The sequence below is a fragment of the Paenibacillus sp. RS8 genome, from assembly GCF_041956825.1.
Classification (GTDB): Bacteria; Bacillota; Bacilli; order Paenibacillales; family Paenibacillaceae; genus Paenibacillus_AQ.
The window spans coordinates 1-15,839 of record NZ_CP168130.1; the positions used below are offsets into that span (position 1 = coordinate 1).

Consider the following 15,839-nt stretch of genomic DNA (forward strand, 5'->3'; position numbering starts at 1 on the left):
TCTGGTGATATCATAGTTGTGAAATTGACATTAAAGTTTTGAAATAGACATTAAAGTTGTGGAATTAACATTATAGTTGTGAAATAATGATTGGTATCCGGTAATAAAAAAGTGTGTGTCATGACAATAAGGTTTTGTTCTAAACAATAAAGTTTTATGCTTAATTTGAGAAAAACTATAGTTAAACAGTCATCTAAGACTAAATTAAATACTTCATACTAACAGTCCTGAAGAAGTACTTACCTTCCTCGGGACTGTTTTTTTATTTATATAGGAGGTGAAAGAGTGAAAACTCTTGGTGATAAAATAAAAAACATCAGAAAAATCAACAAACTGAGTCAGGTCAAACTTTCGTTTTGATTGGTATTTCCCAGGGTACATTGAGTGAATTGGAACAAGATAAGTACAGCCTTCGTTGGAAGCTGTTATGGCAGTAAGAAAAAATTTCGATTTTAATGTAAAATGATTATTATTTTGAAATAATATGGTTTTCGATAACAATAGACTTTACTATGCGAGACTATAACAAAGAAGAATCGAAATAATAAATACACTTAGGGGATTAAAGTCAGAAGATAAAGAAGAATAAGTATATAATAGATTTGAAATTATACCGTTATAAAAAGGATGAATTCGGATTAGCATCCTAATTCCTTCATTGCTGGTTCCGGACCGTGATTTAGCTATCCTTCAGCAGACATTGCAATTGCTTTTGTTTCATGAACTGTTCCATATGGATGCTCAGGCGGTGCATAGATAACATAAATTTTAAGGGGACTATTCCCTGTATTGGTTATATTGTGCCATTTTCCAGCAGGTATCATAATTGCATAGTCATCATAGGCCATCACTTGGAAATCCAAATTATCTTTCCTATCACCCATTTGAACAAGTCCCTGACCTTCTTCTATACGTATGAATTGATCAGTTGTCGGATGGACCTCTAATCCGATATCATCGCCAATATTGATACTCATCAAAGTCACTTGAAAATAATTCCCTGTCCATAATGCGGTCCGGTAAGTATTGTTTTGCTTTGCTGCCTGGTCAATATTTATTACAAGTGGACATTGTCCATAATCTCTTAAATTCATTATCTCATAGGGATTACTATTGGTATTATTCCAATTATATTGAGGATGATAACCCTGATAGTTTTTATTCTTGCTGTTATGCATAGGATTATGCCAGTGATAGTGATGACATGATTTATGATACATACTCATTCTCCTCTTTAGATTTAGTGTTTACTTTTATCATAGTGAGAGACCCTATATAAAGGAGTGCAAAACCTAAAAATATGGGCAAGAGCCTAAATGATGACAAGAGGCAAACTAGATGGAGAAGTCTTGTAGACATCCGTAATCCCCCAGCCCCCCCTTCGCCTATCCTACAAAGTCTGCCTCTCAATACTAAACACATCCGAGCGAAAATACCAGGATAGACCTCTGAAATTCGCTCGGATGTGTTTGTATACCGTCCAGTTCTAACATATTTCACTTCAGGGTAGATGTATTTAGTGTGAACAATCAATATGATTTTTTCATGAAGAGATGAAAAGAAAATGCTGAACTGGAGTAATAACACCTTATTCAGAAATTAATTAGATCGAAGTAATGTATCAGTTCAATGTTCATTATCGATCACCGAAGTCAATTAGTTCTCTCAAATACCGGTACAAGGTGGATTTGCTGATTCCCGTTTGTTCTTTAATCTCAGTGAGTGTATATTTTTTGGACTGATACATAAAGATCGCTTTCTCCACGTTTTCATCAGCTTTTCGGGGGCGCCCGGGAACATTCCCCTTTTGCTTCGCTTCAAAGAGTCCTCTTTTTGGTTTTTTCGCTAATCACATCACTTTGGAACTCTACCAGGTGCTTCACAATATCACTAAATGAATACCCTTCAGATTTGCTGGTGTCTATATTTTCCGTTATGGAGTAAATATAAGCCTGCTGACTGTCCAGAACCTCAAGCAGCTCCACAAGGTGGCGGGTGGAATCCGCAAAGGCAAATAGTTTAGCAACTATGATGGTATCTCCAGGATTTAAATTGCTCATCATATGGTTAAGATGGGTTCGCCGCTTCGCTGAGGCGTGTTCTTCAACAATAACGGTATCACATGAGAAAGAGGTTAACATTTGTGTTTGTGCTTCGTAATTCAAATCGTCTTGATAAGGTCTCATATATCCAATACGCATTTTGTACGCTCCTTACTTTATAAACCTGCCGTTATCATACCACAAAATTTTGTTTCTAAAAGGTTCCATTATGGGAAGATTGATGCTAAACTGTTTGTAGAAAACCGGCCTGTCATCTTTAAGATTACAGTGCCGAAAAATAAGAGGTGGGAAACAGAGTGATTGAGAAACTAAAACAAAACTGGTTTTTTAATGTGAAGGGAGATGTTCTGGCAGGGATAGTCGTGGCATTGGCGCTGATTCCGGAAGCCATCGCATTTTCGATTATTGCCGGTGTTGATCCTATGGTTGGCCTTTATGCGTCCTTTTGTATAGCGGTCATTATTGCTTTTGTAGGCGGTCGGCCAGGTATGATATCGGCAGCTACAGGAGCCATGGCATTGCTTATGGTTCCGCTAGTCAAGGAGCATGGGCTTCAGTACCTGCTTGCAGCAACGATACTGACTGGAGTGATCCAGCTCGTGTTCGGCGTTCTAAGATTGCCAGGCTGATGAAGTTTATTCCGAGACCGGTTATGATTGGGTTTGTCAACGCTTTGGCTATCCTGATTTTCATGGCCCAGGTACCACACTTCTGGGGGAATTAACGGGATGACGTATGTTTTTGTCGGGATCACGTTAGTCATTGTATATGTTGTTCCCTTATTTTTCAAGGCGGTTCCTGCTCCGCTGATTGCCATTCTTGTATTGACGGTAATAGCCATTTTCACGGGGGTTAACCTGAACACAGTGGGGGATCTCGGTATTATTAAGCAAGAGCTGCCATCCTTTTTTATTCCTGATATTCCGTTTAATTTGGAGACACTGAAAATCATCTTCCCGTATTCCATTGCACTGGCTATTGTCGGCCTGCTGGAATCGCTGCTAACCTCTTCTATTGTGGATGATATGACAGGAACGGACAGCAATAAGAACCGGGAGGCCAGAGGTCAGGGAATCGCGAATGTAATCAACGGTTTCTTCGGCGGTATGGCTGGATGCGCTATGATCGGGCAATCGGTGATTAACGTCAAATCAGGCGGAAGAGGAAGGCTATCAACTTTGGTGGCGGGCACGTTCCTGATGTTCTTGATTCTTGTACTAGGCGATTGGGTGGTGCAAATTCCAATGCCTGTCCTGGTAGGCATTATGATTATGGTATCCATTGGTACTTTTGACTGGTCCTCGTTTACTTACCTGTTAAAAGCCCCAAGAACCGACGCAGCGGTGATGCTCGTAACGGTTATTATCGTGGTGGCTACCCATGACTTGTCCAAAGGTGTCATCGCCGGGGTGATTTTGAGTGCGGTCTTCTTTGTATCCAAAATCTCCAATATTGAAGTCCGGAAACGCGTGGAAAAAGCGAAAACCATATTCGAAGTCGAAGGTCAGCTGTTTTTTGCCTCTGTAGACGGCTTTGTGGATACCTTTGACTTCACAGTAACGGATTCCGATATTGTAGTGGACTTCTCAAACGCTCATATTTGGGATGACTCAGCCGTTGGAGCGATTGACAAGGTAGTCATTAAATACCGGGAGAACAATAACAGGATTGAAATTAAAGGATTGAATTCTTCAAGCCAAAAGATCGTTGATAAACTGGCTGTTTATAATGATGCCAATGCAAAGTTAAGTGCCCACTAATTTGACTTCAGGAGTGAATGAAGGATGTATAACCGGATCGTATTAGCTGTAGATGGGTCAGAGAATTCGCTGAGAGCGACCAAAGAAGCGGTAAAGCTGGTATCTTTAACACCAGGCTGCCAGATAGATGTGATTAGCGTTGCCGACTTCTCTAAATCGAAGAGTGAAATTCTGCATACCCAAGGCAGAGAAGAGCTAGAACTCAAAAGACGGCAAAAGCTGGCGCTTGTCGAAGAAATACTGAAGCAAGGAAATGTTGCTTATAAATTAAAGATTCTGCATGGAGAACCAGGCCCGACAATCATTGAATATGCCAATAAGGAAAAAGTGGAGATGGTTATCATCGGAAGCCGGGGATTAAATGCGCTCCAAGAGATGGTTCTAGGAAGTGTCAGCCATAAGGTTGTAAAAAGAGTGCATTGTCCTGTAATGATAATAAAATAGCAAAAGCTTGCTTTTACCTAAAATTAAAGATCCATCCCCGACGAGTGTCGAGGTTGGATCTTTTGATTCTGGAATCAAGCCGATTAATGGAATAAATCTTCAAGGATCACAAGTACTAACGTTACGCGTTAATCTCCAAAAAAACGTCCAATGGTTTCGTCTAGATTTTCAATGCGTTTTTTGCTTATAATCACCTACTTACTTTAAGTAAAGAGAATAAATATCAAGAACGTTATTCAAGCCATCCAACAATTCTTTAACTTCTGTACTTTTCTCTGGGTCAGCACACTGATCTGAGTAAGTATACGTTATTGGATTTATAGAAATGAGAGGGGTTATAAAATAGTTATCTGAAAGTTCAAATGTTATATTAATCTTTTCAATTTGCTTATTATACTCCATGGAGTTTAGGCATTTTCCTTTGATAATCTGATCTATGGTAGCTCGGGAGATGTCTGTTAGTTTAGATAAAGACAATTTGGAATAACCTTTCTGCCGAAGGAAGGTTACCAAGTTTTTAGCAATTATTTCACGGTGATCAAAAAAATTTAAGCTCATGTTGTAACACCTCATTTATCATTCGATGAGAATATCGGCTTTACTTACACAGAAAGTAGTTGATAGACAGACCTATTCAAAGCAGAGATATGATTATATTTTTTGTTGATTACAACAGTTTTTCCATAATCAACACATCTATAAAAGCTCCATCCATAACTCCTTGTTTCTCAAAAACTCCAACCTGCCGATAGCCCCTTTTTTGATATAACATTTGACCTGCTTGATTGAATGGAAAGGTAAATAGTACAATTTTATAAAATTCTTGTTCCAGTGCAGATTTTTCCAAGACTTCTAGGAGGGTATTTCCTATACCTTGTCCACGAAAGTGACGATCAATATAAATTGAGAGGTCTGCAACACCGTTATAGGCGCACCGATGGGAATAGGGGTTAAGAGAGGCCCAGCCTATCACCTCGTCTTCTCTTACAGCTACTAAAATGCTGTAGCGACCTCGGTGATTTTGGAACCATCCCTCCATAAAAGCCGAATCTTTTTCCTCGGTTTCAAGTGTAGCAATCCGATCTTCGATACCCTGATTGTAAATCCGAAGAATACTTTTCAAATCCTGTAATGTTGCATGACGAACGTTGAGTGTAGACATATCTGAACACTCCTTCTGAATTTAAGTCATTTGCTGATTTATGGTTGTAACTACCGTTGCTCTTTGTGAAGGAGAGATAGGGTATGCGTCTTCAATCATTAGCATCAGGTGTCTATTTAAACCTCATAAATAGTATAATTCTAAAAGTTGCAAAATATAATTGGAAAAATTCAGATTGCCAAATCAGGATTATAGAATAATTATATACTGTTGTTTTACATTGCGTTAACACAAAGTACGATTTAAATATAACAATTTAATTATATAATTATATACAAATAGAAAGGGGCTGAGAAGATGCAACAACCAATTCGTCTTTATTTTCTTTGTATCCAGAATCGTTGCCGAAGTCAAATAGCCGAGGCTTTTGCCAGACATTATGGTGGTAATCATGTGGTCGCTGAAAGTGCCGGACTTGAATCCGGAGATATCCATCCATATACCATTGAAGTCATGAAGGAAATAGGAATTGATATTTCAAACAAAAGCTCAAAAACAATTGATATGAAAACGTTTATGCAATCGAAAGTCATTATAAAGTTATGTGAACAAGTCAATGAAAAATGTCCAATCGTTCCCTTTGCCATCAAAAATATTCAATGGAATGTTACTGATCCGCTAACACTTAACGGCCATCTGGGAGACGTAAGAGCTGCAAGGGACGAAATTCAACAGAAAGTTATTGCACTATTGAAGGAAATGAACATACCAGTTAACGAATAAAAATCTTTATCGATATCGGGTGTAGTATCATCGTATATTCAGTTGTGGACATGTGGATGAACAATTTAAAAGAAGTGGTTTATTGAACGATTATCCAAGACAAATCATTAGAATATATAGATGTTCTTGAATTAAGCTAATGTACCTACAGAAATAGCCTTTCTTGATTTTGAAGGAATCAAACAATAATATATGATTATATATTATTTTGTTCGTATTCTTGAGGGGACTGTGTATATGTTCGATATGGAAATGGCTGAAAAACTGAAATTATTAGGTGACAAAACCAGACTCACAATAATGGGACTACTGAAAGATAAAGAATGGTGTGTGTGTGATCTAGCGGGAATCTTAGATATGACTCAGCCCAATGTCAGCCAGCATTTAAGGAAATTAAAGGCGCTGGGAATGGTTAAGGAAAGAAGACGTGGACAATGGGTATACTATTCACTTGATATGGATGATAAACCCTTTATTCAAACCGTTCTAGATACCTTACCCGATACTCAGACGTTGCTGTCTTTGTTAAAAGAGAACTATACTGAAGCTGATTGTGATTAATCGAATGATTTAATTTCACAAAGGACTAAGCAGATGCTGATTTGTATATTACCTATTGCTTATATAAGCATATGGTTATATAATGATGGAGGAAAAGGAGGAACGGAATATGAGTTTTTCTCTAGATGATTTGGATGAAATATCATTGGTATTAAAGCTTTTGGGGGATAAAACGAGGCTTACCATGATGAAACTGTTGGAGAAGCAAGAATGCTGTGTATGCGAACTTGTCGAAGTTTTCAAAACGAGTCAACCGTCTGTCAGTCAGCATTTACGCAAACTAAAGGATGCAGGTCTGGTAAAGGAAAATCGGAAGGGTCAATGGATTTTTTATTCGATCAATTCTAATAGTAATCATAATGAGTTAATTCAGAAATTGCTGAACTTTGTTCCTTCACAAGATCATGAATTGGAAGAGCTCGATAAGAAAGGTCTTAGAATTTCTTGTAATTAATATACGTACAAGGATCTAAGTGATAAGGAAAACTTATCAAAGGAGATTGATCACTATGAGTCAAAGAGAAAAGAAGTTGTCTTTCTTGGATCGTTATTTAACCTTATGGATCTTTGCGGCAATGGGAATTGGAATTTTGATCGGCTTTTTGGTGCCAAGCTTTTCGGAAAGTTTATCGAAGATGCAGGTAGGATCGACTTCAATTCCTATAGCCGTGGGATTGATTCTGATGATGTATCCACCGCTAGCTAAAGTGAAGTTTGAGAAACTGGGAAGAGTATTTAAGGACTGGAAAGTCCTACTGCTCTCCTTGGTGCAGAACTGGATTATCGGTCCAGTATTAATGTTTCTGTTAGCCATCTTATTTCTGAGCGATATGCCGGAATACATGATCGGTTTGATCATGATAGGTTTGGCTCGGTGTATCGCTATGGTTCTCGTATGGAGTGATCTGGCAAAAGGCGACCCGGAATATACAGCAGGTTTAGTAGCTTTTAACTCCATATTCCAAATTATTTTTTATTCCGTCTTTGCATATTTGTTCATCACTGTAATGCCCGGATGGTTTGGCGTACAGGGAGCAGTCGTTGATATTACGATGGGGCAAATTGCGGAAAGCGTAATGATTTACTTGGGTATTCCATTTGCAGCTGGAATATTGACGCGAGTGATTGCACTGAAGACAAAGGGTGAGGCTTGGTTTGAGAAGGTTTTCTTGCCAAAGATTGGTCCTCTTACTTTGATTGCCCTTTTATTTACAATCGTGTTGATGTTTTCACTTAAAGCAGATTTAATGATTCAGCTACCTATGGATGTCGTTAGAATCGCTATACCGTTATTAATATACTTTGTCATTATGTTTTTCTTGTCCTTCTGGATGTCCAAAAAAGCGGGAACTTCTTATCCGGTAGCAGCCTCACTTTCTTTTACTGCAGCCAGCAACAATTTTGAACTGGGTATTGCAGTGGCCATCGGTGTGTTCGGATTAAATTCAGGGGCGGCATTTGCCGCTGTTATCGGACCGCTTGTTGAGGTGCCTGTTCTTATCGGGCTTGTAAACGTCTCTTTATGGTTCGGAAAGAAGTACTTTAATAAACCGAAACCTGCTGCCTAAACAAAGCATCAAAAATATAGTTACTATTACCTTCAATATAAAGGAGATTATCTATCATGGAAAAGAAAACAATTTACTTTTTGTGTACTGGAAACTCTTGCAGGAGCCAGATGGCTGAAGGCTGGGCAAAGAAATACCTCAGTGATGAGTGGAATATTTACAGTGCAGGTATCGAAGCACATGGTCTTAACCCTAAAGCGGTGAAGGCTATGAATGAAGTAGGTATTGATATCACTTCTCAGACATCCGATATTATTGATTCAGAGCTATTAAATAACGCTGATCTGGTGGTTACCTTGTGTGGAGACGCTGCTGATAAGTGCCCGATTACACCTCCAAAAGTGAAACGGGAACACTGGGGATTTGATGATCCTGCGAAAGCGCAAGGAACTGACGAAGAGAAATGGGCTGTATTCCAGCAGGTCCGTGATCAGGTCGGAGCACGAATTAAACGATTTGCTGAAACCGGCGAATAAGGAATAGTCCAGCCGGGAGAAATCCCGGCTTTTTTCTACAGAAAGGAGCTTAAGTATATGAACTCTATTGAAATCTATGATCCAGCGATGTGTTGTTCCACAGGAGTATGTGGTCCGAGTGTTGATCCGGAATTAATTCGGATCTCTGCAGTGGTGCATAACCTGAAGAAAAGGGACGTCAATGTTTCCCGTTATAACTTGTCCAGTGAGCCGGCTGCTTTTGTTGCGAATGAAGTTGTTAAACAATTACTGACTGATGAAGGTCCAGATGTATTGCCTGTAATTATGGTAGATGGTCAGGTCGTTAAGAAACAAGGTTATCCTACTAATGAAGAGTTAGAGAACTGGACAGGGATTTCGGCTTCTGAACTTACAATGAAGCCTAGAGTGCGTTTAGAACTAAAAGTGAAGTCACAATAAACGAAAGAAGGGTCAATTGTTTCCGCCTGTGTATAGACAAACAACCCGATAAAAATGACCGGAAACCGGGCGGATGCCGGTGTCGCTTCTACACGTCTGCCATAGACTGATGCTGTAAGTTCAAAATTCACCTACCCAAGGAGGAATGGTTTTGAATGCAGTTTACTAAACAGGCAATGCCCATGTTTACGCATGACCACGCCGCTTACGTCAGGCAAATGCACGACTGGCACATGAAAATGGCTCAATATCACGACCAATTGCGTGCCTTTCATCTGGAAAGAGCGAAACAATTTCAAAAGCTGGCCGAAGAAAGAGCGAAAACGTCAGAAATACCCAGCGGCACCAGCGCCGCTTAAAGGCGAACCGACATGGAGCGATGTGATGAGTTGGCAGCATTCCGAATCAAAATCTGGGACCGTTATGTAACCCTTCGTTCCCAATATGGAACCCGGATGCCTTTGTCTTTCGATCAGTTCTGGTACGACTTTCTGGCCAGACACATGATAGCCGACAGCGGAGTCGAGCAAGTGTATGAGGACTTCTGCAACAACTGGGAGAATCAGTGTTTGCGAAATGTTCACGAATCAAGTCATCGGCAGGAAGGAGGCCGCTGAAAAAGATACGTTTTTTCTGTGATGCATCGATTTTTAAGTTTGATGTTGCAGGAAAATAAGGAAAAGTCCGTTTAAAGCCGTCTCACAGGCTAAAAACGGACTTTTTGCATCGCAGAAAGAAGGCGAGGGGACTTTTTTCAGTGGCCTCGTAGGAAGCCCGTGGTTTTTCACGAACCGACTCATAATCTCAGGACTGCCAACAACCTGGAACTGCGAGGCATGTTTTTTGTCATATCGGGAAAAATAATACATGGACTAAATGCGAAAGGAGGGGAGCCGATGCATTGGATCGGCTGGTTTAAAAAGCAAGACAAAAGCTATACGCCAAATGAAGCCGACACTCAACCTCCCGCAGGCAACTTGTCTCCGCAGCACGTGCAGCAATTGTTTCACGATATTCACGATGCACAGGTGCATGAGTTGGATGCGGGAGTGCGGAAAGTCAAGCTGTTTTACATCCGTTCCTTTGTGGATCAAAAACAGGTCGAAAGCGACATCGTGCTTCCCCTTTTGCATGCCCCGGACGAACAAGCAGGACAAAAGGTGATTTCCGAAGATCGGGTGGACGTAACGACGTTGCAGCAAGCCGAAGAACTCATCCTGCAGGGAGGAATTCTTGTTTTTGATGAGATCGGGAACGTTTGCGCGGTCAAAAAGCAGGATCAACTCGGCCGCACTATCGATTCTTCCGAGCAGGAATCGATTGTGTACGGTCCTAAAGACAGCCTGAACGAGCGCCTTGACAAAAACTTGACCTTAATCCGTCGCCGGCTGCCCGTAGCAAGCCTAAAGTCAAAGAAATGGACCGCCGGATCGTTAAGCAAAACCTCTGTTGTGCTGCTGTACATGGAGGGTATTGTCAATCCGGAGCTGGTGCGGATCGCAGAGATGAAAACGAATCAATTTGATTTCGATGTTCTTCTCGATTCCTCCCATATCTCCGCTTTGATGGAGGACCACGTCAACAGCGTTTTTCCGCAATTTCAACAGACGGACCGTCCGGACGTGCTGGCCGCGGCGCTGGCCAGCGGCAAAGTGGTCTGGCTGGTGGACAACACGCCGTTTGCGCTTGTAGCGCCCATTACGTTCTTTGATCTGTTTCAGTCCCCGGAGGACTATATTCACCGATGGATGGTGGGCAGCTTCCTGCGGGGGCTTCGTTTTGTCGCGTTCGTAATTGCTCTGTTTTTGACCCCGGCTTACGTGGCGGTGACGGTTCACCATTATCAGATGGTTCCGCTGGAGATGCTGTTTGTCCTGATGCAATCCCGCAGTGAAATTCCGTATCCTCCGTTCTGGGAAGCGCTGCTCATGCTGCTGACGCTGGAGATATTAAAGGAAGCCAGTTTGCGCATGCCAACCAAATCCGGCCAAACGCTCGGCATCGTGGGCGGTATTGTCATCGGTCAAGCGGCCGTGGATGCAGGGATCGCTAGCAATGTGATGGTCATTGTGATCTCCATCTCCGCCATCGCCTCGTTTCTCGTACCCAATTATTTGATGACGAACGCGAGCAAACTGCTCCAATTTGCCCTGCTCATTCTGGCGGCATGGCTGGGCATGTGGGGCATTGGGTTCGGATTGCTCTGGCTGTGCATCCACCTGCACGGATTGACTTCGCTCGGGCAACCGTATTTGTCCCCGCTGAGCCCGTTTTTCGCAAGCGACTGGAAAGATACGGTGTTTCGTGCTCCGCTGTCCAGGATGCGCACAAGGCCGGCTTATTTGAAGCCGCTGCAGCGGATGCGCGTTACCGGGAGGAAACCGTGATGGCTTCTCGTGTAGGTTCGGCCGGTTTGTTTTCGATTTCAGCGCCCTTCGGTTTCTTGTCCCTCGCCTTCTGGGCGAACCGGATGCAAACGTTATATTATCTTTTATATTTGCCCAGTGTGCTTGCGGAGCCGGTTATGATCGGCCTCATCCTGCTGGCGGCGGGATGCTCGCACCTCAACATTTTGATGATTGCCCGCTGTTTTGCATGGAAAGAAACGCCCGGCGGTTATCTCGGCATCGTCCGCACGTTGGGATCGGCGGTGTCTTTCCTGTTTTTGCTTGCGGGGCTGTTCGCTGTTTTGATGAAAGGCATCGTGCTGATGATGGGTTATGTCGATATTGTGCATCATATTTTGTTTCCTGCCTTACATGCTACGTTGTTTGGCATCCTGCTATTGTGTGCTTGCGTATACCTGGCTCGATTGGGCATGGAGAAGACCGTTCGTTTTGCGATCGTTGCGTTTGTCGGCACGATATGGGTTACCTTCCTGTACGTGCCGTTTGCGTTTCCGCCGGCTGCCGAATACCGCCATCTGCTCCCTCTTCTTCCGGAGCACATGCCCAAGGGAGATTGGCAAACCTTTCTTACGATATGGGCGGCGTTCTCCGGTCCCGAATATATGCTGGCATTGCCGAAAGAGGCGGTAGACGCGAAGAAATTGAAAACGGCTCTGATTTCCGCCAATGCATTTACCGCATTCGAATACATATTCTTTTTTGTCATTTGCCTGACGTTTTACGGATCTGATTATTTGCAGCGGCAAGACTTGCCGATCGTCGATCTGATCCGGTATATTCAGCTTCCTTTCGCCGAACGGCTGGAAATGATTCTGATTCCAGCCTACGCCATTTCCGTCGTTTACGTCGTCGCCATCCTTCTATTGTATGCGGCGGGAGCAATCCAATGTCTTGCGCGCAGTCGTCTTTCAGAAGGAAGAGCGCCGTTTTGGTTGGCGTTTTTGATGATGCTTCTGCTGACATGGATGGCCGGTCGCTGGATATGGCCGGATGAATGGAAAGCCAAGGAGTGGATCACCTGGCTTTCATGGCTGGATGCCAGCACCTATACCGTTTTGCCTTTTGGCTTCTTCCTCTTGGGATGGATCACGATTCGCAGGAAATGGAGGGTCCGACATGCCGGCGGCTCGTCATAAACCGCTTCTTCTATTACTGGCGTTGCTTGTTCTCGGCGGTTGCTCGTTTGTCGATAAAACCAATACCATTGAGGAAATATCGCCGGTTGTATTGCTTTATCTGGATGAAGGGAACGACGGATCCGTAAAGCTGTCTACCATCATTCCCCCGCTGAAGAAAGAGAAAAAGAGCGTGATTACCACGTCCTCCAATACGTTAATCGAAGGGAGATACTTACGAAACTTGAAGTATTACCGGGAAACGAAAGGGGGGCAGATCCGAATGATTTTCTTCTCCGAAGCCATGGCTAACCGGGGGCTGACGTCTCTGCTCGATACGTTACTGCGTGATCCCGAAATTTCCAGCCGCGTGTTTCTCTCTGTTGTGCGTGGCGATATGATCGGATATTTGAACAGGCAGATGCAGAGCGGGCAGGAGGAAATCGACTTGTATCTGTACAAAATGTTTGCGCACTACGAAAAGCAAGGGCAATTGACGACAAGCAACGTGCATGAATTCCTGGCCAGGGTGTACAACCCTTATGCCGATCCGGTTCTTCCCTATTACGCCGTCGCGAACAATGAACTTCGTTATTCCGGGACGGCGCTGTTCCGCGGGGATAAGATGGTCGGGACGGTTTCGCTGCCCGATGACGTCTTTTTCCAAATGTTGCATGAAAAGAGAGGCGTTCAAAAGACGGTGCCGCTGCCAGCGGCGGATGTCGTGCTCGGCAGTATCAAAACCGAGCGGCAAATTCGTTTCACCGATTCGTTCCGGAACGTTCATATTGACGTGATGCTTAAAGGACGGGTGGAAGAAGTCCCCGCTGGACAGAAGACGGACAGCCCACGGGAACTGCAGGAGTTCGAGCGTACGCTTGAACGGAGAACCCAGGAAAAGCTGGAGAAAGTCATCGGTCGAACGCAGTCGTTATGTGTCGACCCGTTCGGCCTGGGCATGCACACGGTAGGATGGAAGGGCCGGCCATTTACCCGTGAGCAGTGGAACCAACGATGGCCGGATATGGACGTGACGATCCATGTTTCGTTGAAGTTGGAGCATACCGGGATGCTCGATTCGCATGCGGACCGGCGATGAAGACGCAGCTCGCGCGCCCTGTGTCACTCGCCAATGATCGCGTCTTCATGACATGGAACGTTTGAAGCCGCGTACAAAAGCGCTCACATTCCCCAAACAGCAAGTCCCCTGCGGATTGTGGATTTCGCATGCGCAGCGGCCAGCCTGTACCTGAGTTTTGATCCGGTCAACATACGATTCCGGCATGATCGGAAGGTGCGCAGCAATCCACAGGAATTCCCCCTTGCAGGATGTGTGAAAGGAATTGACGTTCGACGCCTCTGGAATCGTAAGGTAGCTTCCAAATCTTTACGAATTTTTTTCGCACGAAAAATTTTATGTGTGGCGTCTGGAACCGGATCAACTGATCAATTATACCGGCGTTGTGATGCTGCACACCTTTTGCATTTATCCTTTGACTGCTTTTCTCTACCTGACTCGTTTTCCAGAAGTCGAATGGAAGGCTGCGGTTCACATTGCAAAATGGGTGCTGATCTATATCGGTGTAGAATGGGTTGGATATCGCCTCGGTTATATTACCTACTCCCACGGCTGGAATTGCTGGTGGTCGCTTTTCTTTGATGTACACATGTTTCTGATGCTTCGCTTTCATCATACAAAGCCGGTTTGGAGCATCCCGATGACGATACTGTCCATCTTCTTTTACTTGATCCTGTTCGGTTATCTGTAAAGAATCCATGCCCCGTGACTGGCATTTTTGCCGAGGACGCATATAATGACGTGATCCAACTTTTGAGGAGTGATGAATCATGTCCGTTGCGGCTCAAACAAGTACAAAGAGTGTACCTCCCTTTTCCATATGGGGGGTTCATGCATCTGTCGCCGGAAGACCGGTTGTGTGGGGCAAACTCGTGATGCGTGTTTTGCCGGATCAACAAATTCAAGGCACCATCCGATTTCGCGGAACGCCGATTCCGATTGAAGGAAGCTGGAATGAAAGCGGGCAGCAGATCATGTTTCATTCCCCCTACGCCGCCTACTCCGGCCATTTATCCATCTACGACGATGTCCAGATTCAACTTCGGCATCTGGTTCTCACCGGACGCCTCCAGATGCTCCCCCCCTCTTTACAGGCAGGTGAGTATGGAACCTGGGTAGCGACAACAGATATAAGCTTGCCGGAGTATAGCGGCTATGTCCCGCCCCAACCGTCTTCAACTTCGCTGCCGCCGGTTGGCGTATTTGTAACGTCGAATATACTGTATGGAAACTCGCGGTTATAAAGCAGGCACCTATCCGTCATTGTCCCCAAATATGGCCTTGACGGATAAAAAATGATCGTTGCCGGGTTCTGTGCAGGGTATGGAAATGGAATCGCTGGTGCATCGTCTTGTCAACAGAAGAGCACATGATGGGGATCCAGATAACGGAAAGGGGTGGAATCGGTGGACGAAAATCAGATTCATCATGTAATCGAACAAGCCTATCAATTGATTGTCTAAGCACACCGCAACATGACTGACATTTGGCGCACTCACGTACTATTTACGCGACAATGGTGGTTGGGAGTAGGTTTATCGATATGCCCCTGGCTATTTTGGATCGGATTTCGGGATAAGAGAGCTACGGGACAGTTTCTCCTATCCGGGTTTATGATGATTATCGTGTCGTCGTGGCTGGACCAGCTTGGGATTGCCATGGGACTTTGGCATTATCACTGGGAAGTCATACCATTCATGCCCGCTAATTTTCCATGGAATTTTTCACTTCTTCCCGTCACGGTTATGTTCTTACACCAGTACAAGTCTGGCATACATCCGTTGTTCAAAGCTCTCCTATTTGGGGGATTTTCCGCTTTTGTGGCCGAGCCGGTCTCACAAATGGCCGATTTATACCACCCCGTTCACTGGAAACATACATATTCGTTTCCTATCTATGTGGGGCTATATCTGCTGGCTTCGAGCATCGCCAAGCGGGGCGTTGATTGCACAGATTCATCCTCGGTAGATAAATAAAGGCCAAAACCATAAGTTTACCGATTCCAAAAATCATGCCCAGATTCATGAGCTGCATATTTACCATGTCATTGTTAAAGACTCA

General features: G+C 43.8%; 18 protein-coding genes and 2 pseudogenes. 16 read left to right on the forward strand and 4 right to left on the reverse strand.

What is annotated here, in order from left to right:
• Positions 1–683 precede the first annotated feature (683 nt).
• Both ACDZ28_RS00115 and ACDZ28_RS00120 read right to left on the reverse strand, forming a co-directional pair.
• Positions 684–1,220 (reverse strand): cupin domain-containing protein, encoded by a 537-nt coding sequence (locus tag ACDZ28_RS00115; RefSeq protein WP_042131170.1) that lies wholly within the window; start codon positions 1,218–1,220, stop codon positions 684–686.
• Between the two features lie 416 nt (positions 1,221–1,636).
• Positions 1,637–2,201 (reverse strand): annotated as a pseudogene (locus ACDZ28_RS00120) (recombinase family protein).
• Between the two features lie 158 nt (positions 2,202–2,359).
• Between ACDZ28_RS00120 and ACDZ28_RS00125 the strand changes: the two are divergent.
• Both ACDZ28_RS00125 and ACDZ28_RS00130 read left to right on the forward strand, forming a co-directional pair.
• Positions 2,360–3,823 (forward strand): annotated as a pseudogene (locus ACDZ28_RS00125) (SulP family inorganic anion transporter).
• Between the two features lie 24 nt (positions 3,824–3,847).
• Complete coding sequence (locus ACDZ28_RS00130; protein WP_042131167.1) at positions 3,848–4,267, forward strand: universal stress protein; 420 nt, start codon at positions 3,848–3,850, stop codon at positions 4,265–4,267.
• Positions 4,268–4,465: 198 nt separating this feature from the next.
• Here ACDZ28_RS00130 and ACDZ28_RS00135 read toward each other — a convergent pair whose 3' ends face one another.
• Together ACDZ28_RS00135 and ACDZ28_RS00140 are read right to left on the reverse strand one after the other, a co-directional pair.
• Positions 4,466–4,825 (reverse strand): helix-turn-helix transcriptional regulator, encoded by a 360-nt coding sequence (locus tag ACDZ28_RS00135; protein WP_042131166.1) that lies wholly within the window; start codon positions 4,823–4,825, stop codon positions 4,466–4,468.
• A gap of 109 nt (positions 4,826–4,934) precedes the next feature.
• Positions 4,935–5,429, reverse strand: a complete 495-nt coding sequence (locus ACDZ28_RS00140) for an arsinothricin resistance N-acetyltransferase ArsN1 family A (RefSeq protein ID WP_042131165.1) — start codon at positions 5,427–5,429, stop codon at positions 4,935–4,937.
• A gap of 297 nt (positions 5,430–5,726) precedes the next feature.
• Here ACDZ28_RS00140 and ACDZ28_RS00145 point away from each other — a divergent pair, with 297 nt between their 5' ends.
• The 14 genes from ACDZ28_RS00145 to ACDZ28_RS00210 all read left to right on the forward strand — a co-directional run bounded on the left by ACDZ28_RS00145 (position 5,727) and on the right by ACDZ28_RS00210 (position 15,754).
• Positions 5,727–6,152 (forward strand): arsenate reductase ArsC, encoded by a 426-nt coding sequence (locus tag ACDZ28_RS00145; RefSeq protein ID WP_042131164.1) that lies wholly within the window; start codon positions 5,727–5,729, stop codon positions 6,150–6,152.
• Between the two features lie 237 nt (positions 6,153–6,389).
• On the forward strand, positions 6,390–6,713 hold the full coding sequence (locus ACDZ28_RS00150) for an ArsR/SmtB family transcription factor (protein WP_375102297.1): 324 nt from the start codon (positions 6,390–6,392) through the stop codon (positions 6,711–6,713).
• 109 nt (positions 6,714–6,822) lie between these two features.
• Positions 6,823–7,167: a metalloregulator ArsR/SmtB family transcription factor gene (locus ACDZ28_RS00155; RefSeq protein ID WP_042131163.1), complete on the forward strand. Its 345-nt coding sequence runs from the start codon at positions 6,823–6,825 to the stop codon at positions 7,165–7,167.
• Positions 7,168–7,222: 55 nt separating this feature from the next.
• Positions 7,223–8,281 carry an ACR3 family arsenite efflux transporter gene (gene arsB / locus ACDZ28_RS00160; protein ID WP_042131162.1) on the forward strand — a complete coding sequence of 353 codons (1,059 nt, stop codon included), beginning with the start codon at positions 7,223–7,225 and terminating at the stop codon, positions 8,279–8,281.
• A 56-nt stretch (positions 8,282–8,337) separates the two neighbouring features.
• Positions 8,338–8,757 carry an arsenate reductase (thioredoxin) gene (gene arsC, locus ACDZ28_RS00165; protein WP_042131161.1) on the forward strand — a complete coding sequence of 140 codons (420 nt, stop codon included), beginning with the start codon at positions 8,338–8,340 and terminating at the stop codon, positions 8,755–8,757.
• Positions 8,758–8,814: 57 nt separating this feature from the next.
• Entirely contained in the window at positions 8,815–9,177 is a 363-nt protein-coding gene (arsD, locus tag ACDZ28_RS00170; RefSeq protein ID WP_042131160.1) for an arsenite efflux transporter metallochaperone ArsD, read from the forward strand.
• A 155-nt stretch (positions 9,178–9,332) separates the two neighbouring features.
• Entirely contained in the window at positions 9,333–9,536 is a 204-nt protein-coding gene (locus tag ACDZ28_RS00175; RefSeq protein WP_028407024.1) for a hypothetical protein, read from the forward strand.
• Positions 9,537–9,548: 12 nt separating this feature from the next.
• Entirely contained in the window at positions 9,549–9,794 is a 246-nt protein-coding gene (locus tag ACDZ28_RS00180; RefSeq protein WP_054943617.1) for a hypothetical protein, read from the forward strand.
• 279 nt (positions 9,795–10,073) lie between these two features.
• The gene (locus ACDZ28_RS00185) at positions 10,074–11,564 is read left to right on the forward strand and encodes a spore germination protein (RefSeq protein ID WP_280788524.1); all 1,491 of its coding nucleotides are present in this window, start codon (positions 10,074–10,076) and stop codon (positions 11,562–11,564) included.
• Entirely contained in the window at positions 11,564–12,721 is a 1,158-nt protein-coding gene (locus ACDZ28_RS00190) for a GerAB/ArcD/ProY family transporter (RefSeq protein WP_107338598.1), read from the forward strand. The genes ACDZ28_RS00185 and ACDZ28_RS00190 overlap by 1 nt, the downstream gene beginning before the upstream one ends.
• Positions 12,702–13,799, forward strand: coding sequence for a Ger(x)C family spore germination protein (locus ACDZ28_RS00195; RefSeq protein WP_054943619.1), 1,098 nt, complete (start codon positions 12,702–12,704; stop codon positions 13,797–13,799). The genes ACDZ28_RS00190 and ACDZ28_RS00195 overlap by 20 nt, the downstream gene beginning before the upstream one ends.
• Before the next feature lie 319 nt (positions 13,800–14,118).
• Positions 14,119–14,469 (forward strand): hypothetical protein, encoded by a 351-nt coding sequence (locus tag ACDZ28_RS00200; RefSeq protein ID WP_054943620.1) that lies wholly within the window; start codon positions 14,119–14,121, stop codon positions 14,467–14,469.
• Positions 14,470–14,548: 79 nt separating this feature from the next.
• Positions 14,549–15,022 (forward strand): hypothetical protein, encoded by a 474-nt coding sequence (locus tag ACDZ28_RS00205; protein WP_107338600.1) that lies wholly within the window; start codon positions 14,549–14,551, stop codon positions 15,020–15,022.
• Positions 15,023–15,253: 231 nt separating this feature from the next.
• Complete coding sequence (locus ACDZ28_RS00210; RefSeq protein ID WP_301554599.1) at positions 15,254–15,754, forward strand: CBO0543 family protein; 501 nt, start codon at positions 15,254–15,256, stop codon at positions 15,752–15,754.
• Positions 15,755–15,839: the final 85 nt, after the last annotated feature.